Below are 18,244 nucleotides of genomic sequence, written 5' to 3'. Positions count from 1 at the left end.
GCATACCAATGAAGTACTTGTGGTTACTCAGTTTGCTGCTATTGAGTCCTTCAATTTATGCCCAATTTGATATTTACGGCGAAGGTACTGTGCAGCTGGCCAATGGCCAAAGTCAGCCGTTCGATTTTGGCTTTAGCTACTTTCGCCAGGATGGTCAGTATCGTTTTATCGTTGGACGCCACAGTGTAATGGTGCCTTCAGTTCCACGAAAATACACTTTGGCGCTGGTGCTACAAGACGACAAACAGGTGTGGGTAGCTGATTTTATTAACGAGCCGCTTACCGGTTTTGATTTTGAATTAGAGCAATACCAGATAAACCTGTATCAGGATAGCAGCCTGACAAATGCCAGAGGTGGCTTTGTTTTGCAGATAAATGATGAGCGTTATTACTTTAACCGCGGCCCGGGTCAGATAAATTTTATGTTTACTGAACAGGGTATCAAGGAAGTGCGGGTAGAAGGCATGCTTAAGCCAGCTAAATAGCTGGCTTTTATTGATGTGGCAGGTAGCTACTGCGCTTCTTTTTGTAGCTGCAAAGCCGGTATAGCCCCTGAAGCCACACAGAGTAAAGGCGCTGCCAGGGTCAGTAGCCATCCGGCCTGCAAACTAATACCATGCCACCAGGCATATACTGCAGCGGTCAGTTGAAACACCACGCCAAATAATCCCAATAATACCAGGGTGCGGTTTATCCAGCGCTTGGGTAAAGCTATTTTCATACTACTTCCTGCAACAACTAATCGGTTGTCATCCACTTTTGTACTGCTGAGACTAACTCATCAGGGTGAAATTTAGCAATAAACTGATCAGCTCCCACTTTTTTCACCATAGCTTCGTTAAACACGCCGCTCAGCGAAGAGTGCAACACGACATGCATATTACGCAGCTGCGGATCGGCTTTAATTTCAGCTGTTAAGGTATAACCATCCATCTCTGGCATTTCAATGTCAGAAATCAGCAACGGCACCTTAGCAGAAATATCACCACCGAGTTCAGCAGCTTTCGCGTTTAGCCAGTCTAATGCCAGTTTTCCGTCATTAACCAGTTCAACCCTTATACCAATTGAGCTCAGTGCCCGTTTTACCTGGTTGCGTGCCACGGCGGAGTCGTCTGCCACCAGAACAATCAGATCGTCAAAATTACGCTCGGTTGCCTTGGTTTTTACGTCCTCGCTCACATCTTCATTAACTGGCGTGATCTCAGAGAACACTTTCTCAACATCAATAATTTGTACCAGCTTGCCATCTATCTCTGTTACCGCAGTCAGATAATGCCCAGCTCCAGCGCCTTTAGGCGGCGGCATAATCTGGTCCCAATTAGTGTTTACGATGCGGTCAACACTGCTAACTAAAAAACCTTGAGTATGACGGTTGTATTCGGTAACCAGCACATAGGCAGTGGATAAATCTTCTATTGGCTTGCCGCCGGTTGCCTGGCTTAAGTCAATTACCATCACCGGCACGCCGCGTAAATGGGCAATGCCTCTGACATGGGGGCTTGAGCCCGGCATTTCGGTCAGCTCAGGGCACTGCAACACTTCACGCACTTTAAACACATTGATGCCAAACGGCTGCGGCCCGCGTAAACGAAACAACAAGAGTTCCAGCCGGTTATTGCCAACCAGATTAGTCCGCTGGTTTACTGCCGCCATCAATTTACTCATGCTTGCCTACTCCACCGGCTTCGCCGTTTTTGATTATTAATGCTATCCACTACAACATGTTACCGCTGTTCACGCAATCAACTGCTGACAAATCGTAGTATAAACTTAACTAAGCATAGGCGACTCTGGTTAATCGTCTAGAGAAAAGAGAAAAGAGAAAAAAGAAAGATGATACCGGCTGCCATGCAGCCGGTAGCTTTACTGCGCGTCAGGTTGTTGCTCAGGCGCAGCTAAGGCAAAGGCAGCCAGTTGCATGCAGTTATGATAAACCTTGCTGATATAAGGATATGGCGTCATATCTAAGGCAAAACGCTGAGCGTTGTAAACTTGTGGCACCAGACAGATATCGGCCAGTGTTACGCTATCACCAAAACAGTACTGACCAGCACTTTGCGCTAAGCGTTGTTCCAGTGCGGTAAAACCGGTGTTTAACCAGTGCGTTATCCACGCCTGCTTTTGCTGCTCAGTTACCGCCAGCGTGCCGGTCAGGTACTGCAGCACCCGTAAGTTGTTCAGCGGGTGAATATCACAGGCGATATCCAGCGCCAGAGCGCGTACCTGGGCTTTCTCTGCTGCACCTTCGGGTAATAGCGCTGGCTGTGGGTACATTTCGTCCAGGTATTCAATTATGGCCAGCGACTGGTTCAGGCTAAGCTCACCATCTATCAGGGTAGGTACCAACTGCGCCGGGTTTAGCGCTTTGTAGCTGTCGCTATGCTGTTCGCCGCCGTTTTTCACCAGATGCACTGGCAGGTTGTCAAAACTAAGCTGCTTTAAATTCAGTGCGATGCGCACCCGATAAGCGGCAGATGAACGCCAGTAGCCATAAAGTTTCATGATCTGTCCTCTGAAATTGACCTGGTAGCAGCGCGGATGTACTTTTTTCCGCGACCGTTGAAGGCCTGGACGGCCTGACAAATTCGTCAGGAACGAATTTGGACAGCGCCGCTGGCCCTTTAAGGGTAAACGTCATGGAAGACGTTTACAAACGAGCCCCCAGGGATGGGTTTACGGCGTGTCGCGGAAAAAATGTACGTAGTGATGCTACCGAACCTGAATCAGACTCAGGCGTTATACTTCACCACTTGCTGATCAATAGCACCAAAAATGCTATTTCCCTGCTCGTCCAGCATTTCCATACGGATAGAATCGCCAAACTTCATAAAAGAGGTTGAAGGCTTGCCATCGCGGATAGTTTCAATCATGCGGATCTCGGCAATACAGCTATATCCCACGCCGCCCTCATCTACCGAGGTACCGTGATCTGTGCCCTGTTTGTTTGACACAGTGCCTGAGCCAATAATAGCGCCAGCGCCCAGGTTACGGGTTTTGGCCGCATGCGCAACCAGTTGGCCAAAGTCGAATGTCATATCAACACCGGCATTAGGTTTACCAAACAGCTTGCCGTTATAAGTAGACAGCAGCGGCAGATGCACCCGACCGTCCAGCCATTTATCACCCAGTTCATCCGGCGTTACCGCTACCGGGCTAAAAGCCGATGCCGGCTTTGACTGGAAGAAACCAAAGCCTTTGGCCAGCTCGTTCGGAATAAGGCCACGCAGTGACACATCGTTTACCAGCATAATTAAGCGGATTTTGCTGCGCGCCTCATCGGCACTTGACGCCATCGCCACATCATCGGTAATCACTGCCACTTCGCCTTCAAAATCGATGCCGTAGTCTTCGCTTACTACATCGATATTGTCACGCGGGCCAATAAAATCGTCTGAGCCGCCCTGATACATTAATGGGTCGGTCCAAAAGCTCGGTGGCATTTCGGCATTACGTGCTTTACGCACCAACTCTACGTGGTTAACGTAAGCACTGCCATCAGCCCATTGATAAGCACGTGGCAGCGGTGATTCACATTGCGCCTGATCAAAGACCATTTCGCCATCTACTTTGCCGCTGTTCAGTGCCTGATATACTTCTTCAAGCCTGACACTTAACTGTGCCCAGTTATCCAGCAACTGCTGCATGGTCGCCGCCACTGCCGGCACTGCCACACAGCGGCTTAAATCGCGGCTAACTACCACCAGAAGGCCATCGCGGCTGCCATTTTTTAAACTTGCTAACTTCATGTTTTATCCTTAACCAACCGTGCTCAGGGTTTTACTTTCCAGCTGTTAACGTATTCCGGATTCTCAGTGACCAGCGCCGCCTCACCCATTTCCAGCGCATCGCGGGTATCCAGCATTACCGCTACTTCGTCGGTAAACTTTTTACGGTACTCCAGGCCAGCCTGAAAGGCTTTCGGATGCGGACCATGGGTAAAACCGGCGGGGTGAAAGGTCACCATCCCTTTTTCGATATTGTCGCGGCTGAAAAAATCACCGGCGTGGTAAAACAGCACTTCATCATAATCATCGTTGTTATGATAAAACGGCACTTTTAATGCACCCGGATCGCTCTCGATAGGCCTTGGCACAAAGGTACACACCACAAAACGCTGTGCCACAAAGGTCGTATGCGCCGAGGGCGGCAGATGATAGCGATGGCTCATCAGCGGGCGGATATCGCGCCAGTTAATGCGCATTACTGCTAAATCGCCGTGCCAGCCAATGGCATCCAGCGGGTTGTAGGGGTAAGTAATTACTGACACCTGGCCGTGGCGTTTTACCTCAACCTGCCAGCTGTCTTCGCTGTATTGCGCTTTAAAGGCCTCGTTTATTTTTGGCGTATCAAGCATGGCCGGGTCAAAAATAGCATGGTTACCTACCAGGCCCTTTTCCGGCAGCTGATAGCTGTCGTTAGTGGCCTCAATCAGCAGGATAAACATCGGCTCTTTTGGCTCTAAGCGCCACATGGTGGAACGCGGGATCACAATATAATCACCGTCGCGCACTGTCATATGGCCGTAGTCACAGTAAAGCTCAGCGCTGCCTTCGTGGATAAACAGCAGTTCATCACCATCGGCATTACGCACCAGCTTGCTCATATTTTCACTTAAACGCCAGGTGCGCATTTTGCAATGCGCATTAAACAGCAGGTTTGGCACTGCCCAGGGCGAATTGACGTTGTCCTTGCCAATCTCATTAAAGTTGAACAGGTGCGGCCTTAAGGGGCCCTGCCAGTCAGTCCAGCCGGTCGGCGCATGACGATGATGAAAGTGCGTCGCCGGGCCAAAAAAGCCACTACGGCCGGTTTCGCGCTCGTATATCGCCTGCTCAGGAAAATCAGCATGCGCCTGACGTGATACATCCCCTTCCTTTAACGGAAACGATGCCCATTTACGCATTGCTTAAAACTCCGCGCTGAATTTGGTCTTCTTCAATCGATTCAAACAGCGCTTTAAAGTTACCCTCGCCAAAGCCTTCATTGCCTTTACGCTGGATAATTTCGAAAAACACCGGGCCAATGACTGTTTTAGTGAATATTTGCAGCAAGATGCCATCTTTCATTGGCGCGCCGTCAATCAGAATGCGCAGCTCGCGCAGTTGATCCAAATCTTCGGTATGGCCTTCTACCCGCTCATTTACCTTATTGTAGTATGTGTCAGGTGTTGGCATAAACTCCATGCCACGGCTGCGCAGGGTACGCACAGTGTCATAAATATTTTCTGTGGTTAAAGCGATATGCTGAATGCCTTCGCCTTTGTATTCACGGATAAACTCTTCAATTTGTGACTTGTCATCAGACGACTCATTAATTGGAATACGAATTTTACCGCACGGCGCTGTCATCGCTTTTGATACCAGACCGGTTAACTTACCTTCGATATCAAAATAACGGATTTCACGGAAATTACCGATGTTCTCATAGAAGCCGGCCCAGACATTCATGTTGCCGCGCATCACGTTGTGCGTCAAATGATCCAGTACTTCCAGGCCAACACCATGTTTGGCCATATCTACCTGCCAGTTGTCGTAGTATTTAAAGTCAATGTCATACACACTGCTTGCGCCATAGCGATCAACAAAGTACAGCAGGCTGCTGCCAATACCGTATACGGCCGGAATATTCAGCTCCATTGGGCCAATTTGGTTTTTGTACTCTTTCGCACCATTTGCAACAGCATGTTTTAACGCATGAGCCGCATCTTTTACCCGAAAGGCCATAGCGCAGACGCTTGGGCCATGCGCGCGGGCAAACTCTTCAGCCTGAGAATTAGGCTCTGCGTTGACGATAAAATTGATATCCCCCTGCTTGTACAGCCAGGCTTGTTTAGAGCGGTGTTTTGCCACTTCGGTAAAACCAAGTGAGTAAAACAAATCTTTTAACTTTTGAATACCATCAGCGTCAGCTGCGGTGTATTCCACAAATTCAAAACCATCGGTACCCAGTGGGTTAATTTTATCTAACATTGGTATTGTTCCCTGCTATGTCGTTAATGGCGCTAATAATGCGCTAGCGGCAAAAAAAAGGAAGAGGCCAACAGCCGACACCTCAAACAGGGCCAAAGGCTGGTTTTGTAAAGTTGGCGCTACGAAACGCACAAATTACCGAAAAAGGGTAAAAAAGGGCCACCAACTGGCATTGGCGGCCCTGGTTTTGTATTACTTTACAGACAAAGCGTAATTATATTTTTACACTCTTACGATTTATACCGTAGTCACGTAGTTTATTCGCCACGGCAGTGTGACTTAAGCCCAGCTTTTTCGCCAGCTGGCGCGAGCTGGGGTAAGCCGGAAACAGCTTACGTAACAAGTTGGCTTCAAAGCGTTTCACTGCTTCATCCAGCGTACCGTCAAAGTCCTGCTCTAAATAACCAAAGTCATTGTTGTAGCTGGGCAGTTGTAAGTGCTCTTTATCCAGTTCAAAGCCTTCCAAAAGCGTAATGGCACGATATAAAGCATTTTCCAGTTGGCGCACATTGCCAGGCCAGGGGTAGTTTTGTAGAAAAGTCGCGCAGCTGTCGGTGAGTTTCGGCGCTTTACGGCCTAAACGGGCGGCAAAACGGGCAATAAAAAACTCAGCCAATGGCACTATGTCTTGTTTACGCTCACGCAGTGCCGGCAACGCCAATGTCAGTACGTTTAAGCGGTAGAACAAGTCTTCGCGGAATTTACCTTCCTGCACCATGCCGGGTAAGTCTTTTTGCGTGGTGCAAATCACCCGTACATCCACTTTGACTTCATTTTCATCGGCCACGCGGCGGAAACTGCCATCCTGTAAAAAGCGGATCAGCTTGGTTTGTAGCTGGTGTGACATCTCACCCACTTCATCTAAAAATACCGTGCCACCATTGGCCTGCTCAAAAATGCCTTTTTTACCCTCAGTGGTGCCAGGAAAGGCATTAGCACCGTAGCCGAACAACTCAGATTCAGCAACATTGTCAGGCAGTGATGCACAATTTAACGCTAAAAACGGCTTGCCACTGCGGCTACTGGCAGCATGACAAGCGCGGGCCAGCAGCTCTTTGCCGGTGCCGGTTTCGCCCATAATGAGAATAGGTGCATCCAGCTGCGACATTTTTTTCGCTTCTCGCACCACTTTGCGCATTAAATTGCTGTGCGCCTGCAAGGTGTTAAAACTTTCCTGATCACCTTTTTTAAACGCCACCATATGTTGGCCCAGCCGGCTTTCAGATTTTAAGTTAATGACGGCACCGGCCAGAATTTCATGGCCGCTTTCATCCGGCACCATGACCGGCAGAATATCGGCAACGAAACGTTTGCCGTGAATTTCAAGCCGGCGGGTTTGCGCCAGCACTTCGTCAGCCTCCAGCCAGCGCTGAAAGTTAAAGCCTTTTACCATGCCCTGCAGCGACTGGCCGACAATCGCTTCCTGACTGACTGCTAACACGTCCAGCGCCGCATCATTAATTACCGTGACATTGGCTTTGCTGTCTACCGCGATAAGGCCATCCGGCAGGGTTTTTAACAAGGTCGACAGCTCGTTGTGCTCACGTTCTGACGGCATAAAAGCGGTGGTTTTTACATCCTCCACCCCGGCGATACGGCGCATCTTCGCCATCAGCTCCTGAAACTTTTCAAAGTTAACGGTAGGAAACGACACGTACATCCGGCTTAAGCTGGGATCAACCTCAATACCACGCAGGTCTAACTGATAACTTACCAGAACATTTAAAACTTCTTGTGCCAGCCCGAGCCGGTTCTGACATTGAATTTCTAACCGCATACCGCAAAGTGCCTCACGACTATGGAATGAGCAGCATAATACGGTATAACGCGAACAAGAGACCAGTGCTTTTGTAAAGAAATGTGAACAAAAAGACAGTTGACAATGCCGATGCGGCAGATAACGGGAACAGCAGTGCTATTATACTCAGCAGCGCGGCGCGTTAGCGCCACGCTGCTAACTTAGTTGTCGGGCGAAGATTTAAGCCGATAGCAAAGCATCGGTTTTGGCAGCACAAATAAAGTCGTTTTTATGCAGGCCTTTAATCGAGTGAGACCACCAGGTCACCGTCAGCTTGCCCCACTCCAGCAACAGTGCCGGGTGGTGGCCTTCAGCTTCAGCCAGCTCGGCCACTTTGTTATGAAAAGCCCAGGCCAGCTTGAAATTTTTAAATTTAAACTCACGCTCCAGCTGCAAAATGCCATCACGCACCACTGGCGTCCAGTCCGGGATCTGGCGCATTAACTCGGGCAATTCGGCATCAGACACTTTAGGCGCATCAGCACGGCAGGCTTCACATTGCATCGCTTTTAATTCAGACATCACTTTATCCTAACTTGCTTGTTTTTCTTTTGGCGGAAATTTAGGCGCATGTAGCCCCAGTGCTTTGGCTTGCTCAACCAGCGCCATCAGATCCAGCTGGGCAATATCAAACAACTGATCAATACGCTCAATCATAAAATAAATCGGCTGCATAATATCAATGCGGTAAGGTGTACGCAGTACATCAAGCGCGTCAAACGGTTTACGCTCTGGCACGGTTGATTCCAGCGCATACTTGGTTTCACCGGGTGAAGATAAAATACCGCCACCATAAATGCGCAGGCCATCTGGCGTGCTTAATAAACCAAACTCAATGGTAAACCAGTACAACCGCGCCAGGTATACCCTGTCCTGCTTGCTGGCGGCCAGGCCCAGTTTGCCGTAGATATGGGTAAACTCGGCAAAGGCCGGATTGGTCAGCATGGCGCAGTGGCCAAAAATTTCATGGAAAATATCCGGCTCTTGCAGATAATCAAACTCTTCGCGCGAGCGGATAAAAGTCGCCACCGGAAAACGTTTACTGGCCAGCAGTTCAAAAAACTTATCAAAGCTAATCAGCGCCGGCACTTCGGCACATTCCCAACCGGTAGTGACGCGTAATACTTTACTCACTTCTTCCAGTTGCGGAATGCGGTCGGTCGGCAGCTGCAGTTTATCCAGCCCGGCCATATACTCGTCGCAGGCTTTACCTTTAATTACGCCAAGCTGACGGGTGATCAGCTCATGCCAAATTTGATTCTCTTCATCTGACCAGGCAATAAAGCCGTTTTCATCAGACTGACGGGAAACGTACTTACTCGACTTACTCATAGACAACCTGTTGCTTAATGCTGTTATACGGGGTATCCCGCTTATCTGCGCGAATATTTGTAGTGTGCTTTAGGCAGATAATTAGTTAGTGCGGATACTAAGCGATAGCACGGCAAGAGTTAATCTCGTTGCCGGCTAAAGTTAACGCTAAAAGCGTAAAGAATGGCTTACAAATAAAACGCTCAACGCTGCAACTGCTGCATCTTACTCAGCGCCTGCGCCAGATCGGCAATAATATCATCGACATGCTCAAGCCCTACTGATACACGGATTAAGCCATCGCTAATACCCGCCATTTGCCGCTCTTCGGCGGTGTACGGGCTGTGCGTCATGGAAGCAGGATGCTGAATAAGCGATTCGGCATCCCCAAGGCTTACCGCCAGGCTTAACAGCTGGCACTGGTTGATAAAATAGCGGCTCTCGTCCAGGCTGGCGTTCAGTTCAAATGCCAGTACACCACCGGCAGCTTTCATCTGGCTGCCAATAAATTTGTACCCCGGGTGGCTGGGCAAGCCTGGGTAATACACTTCGCGCACCGCCGGATGCGATGCTAAAAACTCAGCCACTTTTTGCGCATTACTGCAGTGGCGCTCTACCCTTACCGCCAGCGTTTTTAACCCGCGGATAATCAGCCAGGCGTCGTGCGGGCTGATGGTAGCACCCATATCTTTGAGCGTGGTTAGCTTGATGGTTGTTATCGTTTCACGGTCTGAAACTATAAGCCCTGCGACCACATCACCATGGCCATTCAGGTACTTGGTCGCACTGTGGATAACAATATCAATGCCATAGTCAGCTGGCTTTTGCAGCAGCGGCGTCATAAAGGTGTTATCGATCACCGAAATAAGCTGATGCCGGCGGCACACATCGGCTAAAAAAGCCAAGTCCAGCACCACCATATTGGGGTTTATCGGCGTTTCGGCGAACAGCATTTTGGTATTAGGCTTTACTGCCAGCTCCACCGCCGCATGGTCTGTCATATCAACAAAACTGACGTCAATACCATAGCGGGCAAACATATGGTTAAACAGTGCAAAACTGCAGCCATAAATCGCCTTACTGGCAATAAGATGATCACCCTGCTGCAAAAAAGCCATGGTACTGGCGGCGACTGCGCCCATACCGGTAGCAGTTGCCGCGGCATCGGCCATACCCTCCAGCGCCGCTATTTTAAGCTCCAGTTCGCGCGTCGTTGGGTTACCTAACCGGGTATAAATATAACCCTCGGCTTCGCCGGCAAAGCGGGCGGCGCCCTGCTCGGCATTGTCAAACACAAAGGTCGAGCTTTGATAAAGCGGTGTGGCTAAGGTGCCATGTTGGTTTTTTTCTTTACCGGCATGAATACAAAGGGTTTCGGCGTTTTTATTATTATCGTGCATAGCAATACTGCTGTAGAAAGTGGAAGACGCAATTACAAATAGCAGATTCCGCTATGAATGGAAGCACGCCAGACATCTTGCAGTCTGGCGGTATCATCTTAACGTTGTGAAGGGCTGTCAGCTTTAATTTGCACAGCCGTTTTAAAGCGCTGCAACAGCGCTTTACTCAGTGCGCTAAGGCTGATTTTCGCGGTCTGGCTGGCAGGTAGTGGACGCAGCCGTTGTTGGGCCAGGTTACCCAGCCGCGCTACCAGTAACCCGGCGATAATGCCCTGGCCGGCGCGGGCAGAAATTTTCGCGGTTAACTCACCGCTTACCACGTCAGAGGCCATATCAAGTGCCAGTTCAGAGCCACCGGCCCACAGCAGTGCACTTAAAAGCTGTTTTAGCAGCACCAGGCTGCGCAGCTGACCAATACGGCCGCCATACAGCTGCGCCAATTCACGCAGTAAACGGCTGCTGCGCCACAACACCAGCAACATGTCAGCCAGCGCGAACGGGCTTACCGCAACCGCCATGCTGGTATCGGTCGCCGCGCGATAAACAAGCTGTTGCGCCTGTTTATCCAGCGGGCCTAACACCAGCTGCTCAAACAGTTGTAACTGCTCTTCGTCACTATGCTCAGCTTTTACCGTACTGCGCCACTGCTGCAGTGCGGCATCAAGCTCAGCACTGGGTGCCAGGCTCTGCGCTATCGCCTGACACAAGGCTGCAGCCTCACCATATTGCACACTGTTTGCAATACGTTCGGCACTTTGTTGCCAGTGGCGGTTACGTGCCAAACGCCGCCACAGCATCAGCTCGCGCCACCCCAGTGCCGCCAGTAACACCAAAAGCGCCAATGAAATGAGGCTCACTGCCGTACCGTACAGCCAATGCTGTTGCCAGCTTTGCGCCAGCCACTGCCACCATTGCCAGATTGATAACAGCAGCAACCCAATTAAGGTAACGCCGGCCAGCCGCCACCACCAATTGGCGGATGGCTTAGCCGCTACCTCAGTACTGACGCTATCAGGCTGCATTTGCTCACCGTCTAAGGCCATAGGGCCTTGCAGCGGCGCAGGCTCGGCCAGCGTTTTGTCAGCAAAAAAACGCGCTTGTTTTAACGGGCTCATCTGAGTTTATCTCCGAGCAAAAATTGCAGCACATGATCCATGCGAATATGCGGCAAGGCAGTATTATCGCGCCATGGCTGCGGTCTTAGGTCAACAAATTCAAATTTATGCTGCGCGAACAGCTTCGTATCCGGCTGCACCGCCGGCACTTCGCCGGGAAAGTAGGTAACCGTTTTGCCCGCCACTGTGGTGCCACTTAAACAGGGCTGCGCCAAACCATCAATTTGCACATAGCCGCTGTCGCTGGCGCGAATGGCAGCAATAGCCATAGCCTCAGACGTCGCGGCCTGATACTGGCTTTGCTTTAACGGCTGTTGCAACAACTGTTGCAGTAGTAGTGTCAGCGCTTTGTGCTGTTCCGGGGTGACGTGATCGGCTTTGCTGGCAGCAAATAGCACTTTATCGATACGCGGCTTAAACAAGCGGCTTAACACGCCAGCCGGCCCGTACTGAAAGCTCTGCAGAATAAGTTTGAGCGCCTGACTAAGCTCGGCTAACGCATCGGCACCGGCATTTAATGCAGCCAGACAGTCGACCAAAATAACCTGGCGGTCGAGCCGGGCAAAATACTGCTGATAAAAGGGCTTAATCACATGCTGGCAATAGCTTTGGTAATGCTGTTCCAGCTGTTTTGCCAGCGCCGGTGAACCTTCAAGCTGTTCAGGCAAGAGTGGAAATAATTGTAGCATGGGTGCCCCAGCCAGCTCGCCGGGTACCAGTACCCTACCGGGCTGGTTTAAATAAGCGCCTGGGATCTGATGAAACTGTCGCAGTACGGCTTTATAGACATCGGTTAATTGCTGTAGCACCTCAGGCGTGCTGCGGCTTAAATCGGCCGCTAGCAGCGCTTGTTTAAACGTCTCTGCTGCGGTTTTTCGATGCGGCCTGGAAAATAACTGCCAGCTAAATTCACACCACTTAGCATAACTTAGCTCCAACAGTGGTAAATCAAGCAGCCACTCACCGGGATAGTCAACCACTTCAAGCGCCAGCTCGCTGTGATGTTGCAATCTGGCACGCAGTCCTTCAGCCGCTTTATAGCGCAGGTTAAGGTTAAGCTGGCTAAAGCCCACGGTAGAGGGTGGCCACTGTGGCGGCTCTTGCTGCAGGTAGCTAAGGTTTTGCTCCAGTGCAAAGCGTGGCACGCTAAGCGGTTGCGGGCTTAAACGCGCGCCCAGAAAACGCTGCTGTTGCACTACAGCAAAGAACGGCAGGTTATCGCTGCTATCGCCCTGCGTGAGCTGGTGTACTAGAGACGTGATAAAGGCCGTTTTACCGGCCCCACTTAGCCCGGTAACGCCAAGGCGAAGGTGACGGTCGAAGGCGCGGCCAGTCAGCTCGCGCCCCTGATGTTGAAGTTGACTGAGAAATGACACCGGCAATAGTGTTTCCTGTTTAAAGGTTATTAAATTCGCGGTTTAACTGAAACCGGGCTGAGGTGACATGACGCTCCATATCGCGCAGCCGCAGCTCCAAATGGTTAAACTGGCTATTAATATGTTGCAAAGCCTCTTTTGGCGCCTCGCCGCGCTGCCAGAGGCGGGTTTTTACTTCCACCGGCTTTTCAGCAGATAACGTGCTGCTGTCGATAGTATTAGCTTTTAACGCCGCTTTGGATTTTTTCTCCAGCACTACCCAGGCGGCGATATATAACACCAGCACCAGGCCACCGGCGCCAAGGAAAAACGCTGATACCGTTACGATACGCACCAGCCACAGCTCCCAGCCAAAGTAGTCGGCGATGCCGGCACAAACACCGGCGATTTTGCCGTTGGCGTCATCGCGCAGCAACTCACGTTTTGGCTTAGTCATGCTGCGATCTCCATTTGGGGCTTTCGGCATCTAAAATCGCTTCCAGCGTTTTAATGCGATCTGCCATTTTCTCTGCCCGCTGTGCCAGATCATTTAGCTGTGTCAGCTCCTGATCCGACAAGCCCTGTCCCATTTTATTTTTGCTACGGTAATGCATTATGACCCAGATTGGCGCCACAAAAATCATGAACAAAATAAACGGGATGCCAATGACCTCAGTAATATCCATGTCTGCTCCTAAACGCCTGAAGATCAGGCGTCTTTACCTTTTTGATTAACTTTAGCCTTTAATGCTGCCAGTTCATTGTCTATTTTGTCCTGCGCTGCCAGCTCAGCAAACTCGTCCTTCAGGGTTTTCTTACCTAAATCATAGGCTTCTACCTGAGCTTCTAGCGTATCAATTTTTTGCTCGTAACGTTCAAACTTATACATCGCATCATTGATACGGTTGCTGTCCAGCGTCTTTTTCACTTCCAAACGCGAGGCTACTGTTTGCTGGCGCATCAGCATTGATTTTTGCCGGGCTTTGGCATCAGCCAGCTTTTCCTGCAGCTGCGCGACTTCATCCTGTAACTTACTAATGTGTTCGTCCAGGTTGGCAATATCTGCCGCAACTGTCTCGGCCTGGTCGGCCGCTTTTTGCCGTTCAATCAGGGCTGCACGGGCTAAGTCTTCGCGCTCTTTACTCAGCGCCAGCTCAGCTTTGGCTTGCCAGTCAGCCACTTCTTCCTGCAAACGGGTGACGACCCGTTGTAAGTCTTTTTTCTCGGCGATAGTTTTAGCAGAGGACGAGCGCACCTCTACCAGGGTGTCTTCCATTTCCTGAATGATCAGGCGCACCATTTTTTCCGGATCTTCGGCTTTATCTAACAAAGCGTTGATATTTGAGTTCACTATGTCTGAGAAGCGTGAAAAAATACCCATAATATTTACCTCTATGAATGACTGTATTAGTACAAGCTAGCTTATTCAGTTTTCTTGCCAACTTCGCAAACCAAAATAAAACATTGATTTATATAATACTTTATTTATTTTTATTAAAAGCTTCTGCTGTCAGACATTATGAAATACACTACTAATTAGCCAATTTAACCAACTAATAGCACGCCATGAACCGAAAATTCCAACAAGATAATCTGGTGGGCCAGTCTAACAGCTTTCTGAATGTGCTGGATCAGGTGTCACAAATTGCGCCACTGGACAAACCGGTGTTAATTATCGGTGAACGTGGTACCGGTAAAGAGCTGATAGCCGCCCGTTTGCACTTTTTATCACAGCGTTGGGACCAGCAGTATTTAACGCTTAACTGCGCTTCATTAAATGAAAACTTGCTGGAAAGTGAACTCTTTGGCCATGAAGCAGGTGCATTCACCGGCGCCAGTAAACGCCATGAAGGCCGCTTTGAGCGCGCCCACGGTGGCACGCTGTTTTTAGATGAATTGGCTAATACGCCGGCGTTAGTGCAGGAAAAGTTGCTGCGCGTGATTGAGTATGGTGAGTTTGAGCGCGTGGGCGGCAGCCGTGCAATAAAGACGGATGTACGACTGATTTGCGCCACCAACGAAGACTTACCCACGCTGGCCGAGCACGGCGAATTTCGGGCAGACTTACTCGACCGGCTGGCGTTTGACGTTATTACGCTGCCACCCATGCGCGAGCGGCGTGAAGATATCCTGGTGCTGGCCGAACACTTTGCCATTAATATGGCGCGCGAACTTGGGCTGGAGCTATTCAGCGGCTTTAGCGAGAAAGCCAAGCGCACTTTGCTGGAATATGATTGGCCCGGCAATGTGCGCGAACTAAAAAACGTGGTCGAGCGCAGCGTATACCGCACCAATAATGCCTATGTGCCGGTGCATCATATTCAGTTAGACCCCTTTGAGTCACCGTACCGGCCTAAACAGCGTATTAAAGCCGCACGACAGGCAGCTCAGCCTGCCATAACTGCTGAACCGTCAACGCCGGTAAGTACAGTGCAACAGGCACCGGTGGCACCAACGGCGGAGAAATTTGATTTTAGTCAGGTGCAGGATTTTAAAACCCTGTCACAGGATTTTGAAGTGAACCTAATAAAACAGGCACTCGCTGCCAGTCAGTTCAATCAGAAAAAGACAGCGGAGCTGCTGAACCTGACCTATCATCAGTTACGTGGCTATATGAAAAAATATCAGTTACTGGAAAGTCAGCAAGCATGATGCGCAACCCCAAAGCATCTGAACGGGTCCGTCGTTTAGCTGTAATGGCAGCAGGCCTGCTACTTAGCGCCTGTCAGCCGCCACTGCCCGATACGCTTCGCAGCGGCCTGGTGTATTGCTCTGAAGGCTCGCCCGAGTCGTTTAACCCACAGCTGGTCACCTCGGGCACCACTATTGATGCCATCAGTCAGCAATTATACGACCGCTTACTGGAAATCGCCCCTGGCAGCGGCGAGCTGTTACCCGGCCTGGCACTTAACTGGCAGGTAAGTCGTGATGGTCTTGAATATGTGTTTTCACTGCGCCCCGACGTGCAGTTTCATCGCACCGAGTATTTTAGCCCCAGCCGGCCGTTAAATGCCGAAGATGTGGTGTTTACCTTTAACCGCATCATGCAAAAAGAGCATCCGTTTCACTGGCAAGGCGGGGGTAATTACCCGTTTTTCCAAAGTGTAGACTGGGCAGATCTGGTTAACAGCGTTACAGCATTAAATGAGCATCAGGTAAAATTCACCCTAAGCCGGCCGGACAGCTCATTTTTATCAAACTTAGCCACTGATTTTGCTGCTATTTTATCTGCTGAATATGGCGCACAGTTATTGGCAGCAGGCACGCCACAGCTAATCGATAGCAAACCTGTTGGTACGGGGCCGTTTCGGTTTAAAGAATATCAAAAAGATGTGTTAATCCGCTATTATCGCCACCGGGATTATTGGCGTGAGCTGGCAAAACCAGAGCAACTGGTGTTTGATATCGTGCCGAATAACGCCAGGCGCATGGCTAAATTATTTACCCATGAATGCGACGTGGTGGCCTTTCCGCGTGTTGCCGAACTTGGCCTTATCAGTAAGCGGCCAGATGTGGATGTGCAGGAAAGTACCAGCATGAATGTCGGCTTCTGGGCATTTAACACCGCCAAACCACCCTTTGATAATGTAAAAGTACGTCAGGCGCTGGCGCTGGCGATAAACCGCGAGGCCATTTTGCAGGCGGTGTATTTTGGCCATGCTACAGCAGCCAATTCTGTGCTGCCCCCCACCTCCTGGGCCTATAATGATGATCTGGCTATTACAGGGTTTGACCCAAAGCGGGCCAAAGCACTGCTAGCAGAAGCCGGTTTTGCCAATGGCTTTAGCATGGACATCTGGGCCATGCCGGTACAACGGTTATACAACCCCAATGCCCTGAAAATGGCTGAGCTGATGCAAGCAGATTTGGCCCAAATAGGTATCAGGGCAAGTATCGTATCTTATGAATGGAACAGCTTTCGCCGTAAACTGGGCGCCAATGAGCATGACTCGGTATTAATTGGCTGGTCAGCCGATAACGCCGATCCGGATAACTTTTTCCGGCCGCTGCTTAGCTGCAGTGCAGCGCAAACCGGCACCAACAGAGCCAACTGGTGTGATGAAAACTTTGACCGCCTGATAGGCCAGGCGCTATTAACTGCTGACCAAAGCCAGCGCCGCAGTTTTTACATGGCCGCGCAGCAGTATCTGAGTGAGCAAATGCCGCTGGTACCCATAGCACACTCGCAACGCTTTCAGGCACTGAATACTAAGATAAGCGGCGTAGAGATTAACCCGTACGGCGGCATCGCACTGGCGGGTGCCGTCAAGGAAGCACAATGATTTTGTACTTATTGCGCCGGTTATTTTTACTCGGCTTTGTGTTTATTGCGCTGAGCATCCTGGCATTTAGTTTAGGTTATTTATTTCCCGGCGAAGCCTGGCAAAACTTCAGTGGGCTGCGCGACGTATCCGCCGCTGAAATGCAGCAGGTAATAGAACGTTACCGTCTGGAACAAGGCTATGTTAGCCAATATCTGGCGTATCTGGGGCGGATTTTCAGCGGTGATTGGGGCCTGTCTTTTGCCAGTCAGCAGCCTTTGTTAAAAGAAATGTTCCCCCTACTGCCGGCCACCATAGAACTGGCCGCCTATGCCCTGTTTATCTCGTTTTTTATTGGTATTCCGCTTGGTATTGCCGCAGCCATCAAACCTGATGGCATGCTTAGCAAGACGATTTCTGCACTGGCGGTAGCTGGCTATTCTATCCCGGTGTTCTGGTGGGCGTTATTGCTGATCATGGTGCTATCGTTAGGGCTTGGCTGGTTGCCAACCGCCGGCCGCATTGGCGTGTTGTACGAAATTAATCAGGTAACCGGCTTTATGCTGCTGGACATCTTGCTAGACGACAGCCCACACCAACAGGCTGCGCTGTATAATGCGCTTAGGCATTTGTTACTGCCAACGCTCGTGCTGGCAACCTTTCCTACTACGGTAATGATACGTTTTACCCGTGATTCGATGCTGGAAGTGTGGGAACAAAGCTACATTAAAACAGCAAGAGCCAAAGGCCTTAACCGTGCACAGGTATTGTACCGGCATGGCCTGCGTAACGCGCTGCTACCCGTTATTCGCCAAATTGGTTTACAGTTTAGCACCCTGATTACGCTGGCAATGATTACTGAAGTCATATTCTCCTGGCCGGGCATCGGCCGCTGGCTGATTGACAGTATTTATCAGCGTAATTACCCGGCTATTCAGGCGGGTCTGTTGGTGGTATCAACCTTAGTGATCACGGTAAACATGCTGACAGAAGTTTTGCATACCTTGTTTAACCCGCTGGCGAGGAAACGATAA

General features: G+C 50.2%; 19 protein-coding genes. 4 read left to right on the top strand and 15 right to left on the bottom strand.

The window, feature by feature from the left end; translation table 11 throughout:
- Positions 1-8 precede the first annotated feature (8 nt).
- A complete protein-coding gene (locus ABGI61_RS06190; RefSeq protein ID WP_347598485.1) occupies positions 9-485 on the top strand; it encodes a hypothetical protein in 477 nt (158 codons plus the stop codon).
- A 26-nt stretch (positions 486-511) separates the two neighbouring features.
- Here ABGI61_RS06190 and ABGI61_RS06185 read toward each other — a convergent pair whose 3' ends face one another.
- The 15 genes from ABGI61_RS06185 to pspA form a co-directional block, all read right to left on the bottom strand.
- Positions 512-721, bottom strand: a complete 210-nt coding sequence (locus ABGI61_RS06185; protein ID WP_008224177.1) for a hypothetical protein — start codon at positions 719-721, stop codon at positions 512-514.
- A 17-nt stretch (positions 722-738) separates the two neighbouring features.
- Positions 739-1,665, bottom strand: coding sequence for a chemotaxis protein (locus ABGI61_RS06180; RefSeq protein ID WP_347598481.1), 927 nt, complete (start codon positions 1,663-1,665; stop codon positions 739-741).
- 198 nt (positions 1,666-1,863) lie between these two features.
- On the bottom strand, positions 1,864-2,502 hold the full coding sequence (maiA, locus tag ABGI61_RS06175; protein ID WP_347598478.1) for a maleylacetoacetate isomerase: 639 nt from the start codon (positions 2,500-2,502) through the stop codon (positions 1,864-1,866).
- Positions 2,503-2,729: 227 nt separating this feature from the next.
- On the bottom strand, positions 2,730-3,746 hold the full coding sequence (locus ABGI61_RS06170) for a fumarylacetoacetate hydrolase family protein (protein ID WP_347598475.1): 1,017 nt from the start codon (positions 3,744-3,746) through the stop codon (positions 2,730-2,732).
- A 23-nt stretch (positions 3,747-3,769) separates the two neighbouring features.
- Positions 3,770-4,903 carry a homogentisate 1,2-dioxygenase gene (locus tag ABGI61_RS06165; protein ID WP_347598472.1) on the bottom strand — a complete coding sequence of 378 codons (1,134 nt, stop codon included), beginning with the start codon at positions 4,901-4,903 and terminating at the stop codon, positions 3,770-3,772.
- Positions 4,896-5,969: a 4-hydroxyphenylpyruvate dioxygenase gene (hppD, locus tag ABGI61_RS06160; protein ID WP_347598469.1), complete on the bottom strand. Its 1,074-nt coding sequence runs from the start codon at positions 5,967-5,969 to the stop codon at positions 4,896-4,898. The genes ABGI61_RS06165 and hppD overlap by 8 nt, the downstream gene beginning before the upstream one ends.
- Positions 5,970-6,183: 214 nt before the next feature.
- On the bottom strand, positions 6,184-7,746 hold the full coding sequence (gene tyrR / locus ABGI61_RS06155; protein ID WP_347598466.1) for a transcriptional regulator TyrR: 1,563 nt from the start codon (positions 7,744-7,746) through the stop codon (positions 6,184-6,186).
- Between the two features lie 201 nt (positions 7,747-7,947).
- Complete coding sequence (locus ABGI61_RS06150; RefSeq protein WP_068230013.1) at positions 7,948-8,289, bottom strand: 4a-hydroxytetrahydrobiopterin dehydratase; 342 nt, start codon at positions 8,287-8,289, stop codon at positions 7,948-7,950.
- 9 nt (positions 8,290-8,298) lie between these two features.
- The gene (phhA, locus tag ABGI61_RS06145; protein WP_347598462.1) at positions 8,299-9,099 is read right to left on the bottom strand and encodes a phenylalanine 4-monooxygenase; all 801 of its coding nucleotides are present in this window, start codon (positions 9,097-9,099) and stop codon (positions 8,299-8,301) included.
- A 182-nt stretch (positions 9,100-9,281) separates the two neighbouring features.
- On the bottom strand, positions 9,282-10,478 hold the full coding sequence (locus ABGI61_RS06140) for a trans-sulfuration enzyme family protein (RefSeq protein WP_347598459.1): 1,197 nt from the start codon (positions 10,476-10,478) through the stop codon (positions 9,282-9,284).
- A 98-nt stretch (positions 10,479-10,576) separates the two neighbouring features.
- Entirely contained in the window at positions 10,577-11,593 is a 1,017-nt protein-coding gene (locus ABGI61_RS06135) for a TIGR01620 family protein (RefSeq protein ID WP_347598456.1), read from the bottom strand.
- Entirely contained in the window at positions 11,590-12,969 is a 1,380-nt protein-coding gene (locus ABGI61_RS06130) for a YcjX family GTP-binding protein (RefSeq protein WP_347598453.1), read from the bottom strand. The genes ABGI61_RS06135 and ABGI61_RS06130 overlap by 4 nt, the downstream gene beginning before the upstream one ends.
- 19 nt (positions 12,970-12,988) lie before the next feature.
- Positions 12,989-13,405, bottom strand: coding sequence for an envelope stress response membrane protein PspC (pspC, locus tag ABGI61_RS06125; RefSeq protein ID WP_347598450.1), 417 nt, complete (start codon positions 13,403-13,405; stop codon positions 12,989-12,991).
- Positions 13,398-13,634 (bottom strand): envelope stress response membrane protein PspB, encoded by a 237-nt coding sequence (gene pspB / locus ABGI61_RS06120; protein WP_347598447.1) that lies wholly within the window; start codon positions 13,632-13,634, stop codon positions 13,398-13,400. The genes pspC and pspB overlap by 8 nt, the downstream gene beginning before the upstream one ends.
- 23 nt (positions 13,635-13,657) lie before the next feature.
- Positions 13,658-14,329, bottom strand: coding sequence for a phage shock protein PspA (pspA, locus tag ABGI61_RS06115; RefSeq protein WP_347598444.1), 672 nt, complete (start codon positions 14,327-14,329; stop codon positions 13,658-13,660).
- A gap of 185 nt (positions 14,330-14,514) precedes the next feature.
- On the opposite strand from pspA, the gene pspF reads away from it, so the two are divergent.
- From pspF to ABGI61_RS06100, 3 genes are read left to right on the top strand one after another with little or no spacing between them, the layout of a single operon-like run.
- A complete protein-coding gene (pspF, locus tag ABGI61_RS06110; protein WP_347598441.1) occupies positions 14,515-15,600 on the top strand; it encodes a phage shock protein operon transcriptional activator in 1,086 nt (361 codons plus the stop codon).
- The gene (locus ABGI61_RS06105; protein ID WP_347598438.1) at positions 15,600-17,231 is read left to right on the top strand and encodes an ABC transporter substrate-binding protein; all 1,632 of its coding nucleotides are present in this window, start codon (positions 15,600-15,602) and stop codon (positions 17,229-17,231) included. The genes pspF and ABGI61_RS06105 overlap by 1 nt, the downstream gene beginning before the upstream one ends.
- Positions 17,228-18,244 carry an ABC transporter permease gene (locus ABGI61_RS06100; RefSeq protein WP_347598435.1) on the top strand — a complete coding sequence of 339 codons (1,017 nt, stop codon included), beginning with the start codon at positions 17,228-17,230 and terminating at the stop codon, positions 18,242-18,244. Before ABGI61_RS06105 ends, ABGI61_RS06100 begins: the two co-directional genes overlap by 4 nt.

The sequence above is a fragment of the Rheinheimera fenheensis genome (assembly GCF_039871805.1).
Lineage (GTDB): Bacteria > Pseudomonadota > Gammaproteobacteria > Enterobacterales > Alteromonadaceae > Alishewanella > Alishewanella fenheensis.
The sequence above is the reverse complement of the archived record's forward strand: the minus strand, read 5'-3'. Positions and strand labels throughout refer to the sequence as shown.

What these genes read in the sequence shown, in the direction of transcription:
- ABGI61_RS06190 (WP_347598485.1), top strand. Translation starts at nt 9, where the DNA reads ATGAAGTACTTGTGGTTACTCAGTTTGCTGCTATTGAGTCCTTCAATT.
- ABGI61_RS06185 (WP_008224177.1), bottom strand. Translation starts at nt 721, where the DNA reads ATGAAAATAGCTTTACCCAAGCGCTGGATAAACCGCACCCTGGTATTA.
- ABGI61_RS06180 (WP_347598481.1), bottom strand. Translation starts at nt 1,665, where the DNA reads ATGAGTAAATTGATGGCGGCAGTAAACCAGCGGACTAATCTGGTTGGC.
- maiA (WP_347598478.1), bottom strand. Translation starts at nt 2,502, where the DNA reads ATGAAACTTTATGGCTACTGGCGTTCATCTGCCGCTTATCGGGTGCGC.
- ABGI61_RS06170 (WP_347598475.1), bottom strand. Translation starts at nt 3,746, where the DNA reads ATGAAGTTAGCAAGTTTAAAAAATGGCAGCCGCGATGGCCTTCTGGTG.
- ABGI61_RS06165 (WP_347598472.1), bottom strand. Translation starts at nt 4,903, where the DNA reads ATGCGTAAATGGGCATCGTTTCCGTTAAAGGAAGGGGATGTATCACGT.
- hppD (WP_347598469.1), bottom strand. Translation starts at nt 5,969, where the DNA reads ATGTTAGATAAAATTAACCCACTGGGTACCGATGGTTTTGAATTTGTG.
- tyrR (WP_347598466.1), bottom strand. Translation starts at nt 7,746, where the DNA reads ATGCGGTTAGAAATTCAATGTCAGAACCGGCTCGGGCTGGCACAAGAA.
- ABGI61_RS06150 (WP_068230013.1), bottom strand. Translation starts at nt 8,289, where the DNA reads ATGTCTGAATTAAAAGCGATGCAATGTGAAGCCTGCCGTGCTGATGCG.
- phhA (WP_347598462.1), bottom strand. Translation starts at nt 9,099, where the DNA reads ATGAGTAAGTCGAGTAAGTACGTTTCCCGTCAGTCTGATGAAAACGGC.
- ABGI61_RS06140 (WP_347598459.1), bottom strand. Translation starts at nt 10,478, where the DNA reads ATGCACGATAATAATAAAAACGCCGAAACCCTTTGTATTCATGCCGGT.
- ABGI61_RS06135 (WP_347598456.1), bottom strand. Translation starts at nt 11,593, where the DNA reads ATGAGCCCGTTAAAACAAGCGCGTTTTTTTGCTGACAAAACGCTGGCC.
- pspC (WP_347598450.1), bottom strand. Translation starts at nt 13,405, where the DNA reads ATGACTAAGCCAAAACGTGAGTTGCTGCGCGATGACGCCAACGGCAAA.
- pspB (WP_347598447.1), bottom strand. Translation starts at nt 13,634, where the DNA reads ATGGATATTACTGAGGTCATTGGCATCCCGTTTATTTTGTTCATGATT.
- pspA (WP_347598444.1), bottom strand. Translation starts at nt 14,329, where the DNA reads ATGGGTATTTTTTCACGCTTCTCAGACATAGTGAACTCAAATATCAAC.
- pspF (WP_347598441.1), top strand. Translation starts at nt 14,515, where the DNA reads ATGAACCGAAAATTCCAACAAGATAATCTGGTGGGCCAGTCTAACAGC.
- ABGI61_RS06105 (WP_347598438.1), top strand. Translation starts at nt 15,600, where the DNA reads ATGCGCAACCCCAAAGCATCTGAACGGGTCCGTCGTTTAGCTGTAATG.
- ABGI61_RS06100 (WP_347598435.1), top strand. Translation starts at nt 17,228, where the DNA reads ATGATTTTGTACTTATTGCGCCGGTTATTTTTACTCGGCTTTGTGTTT.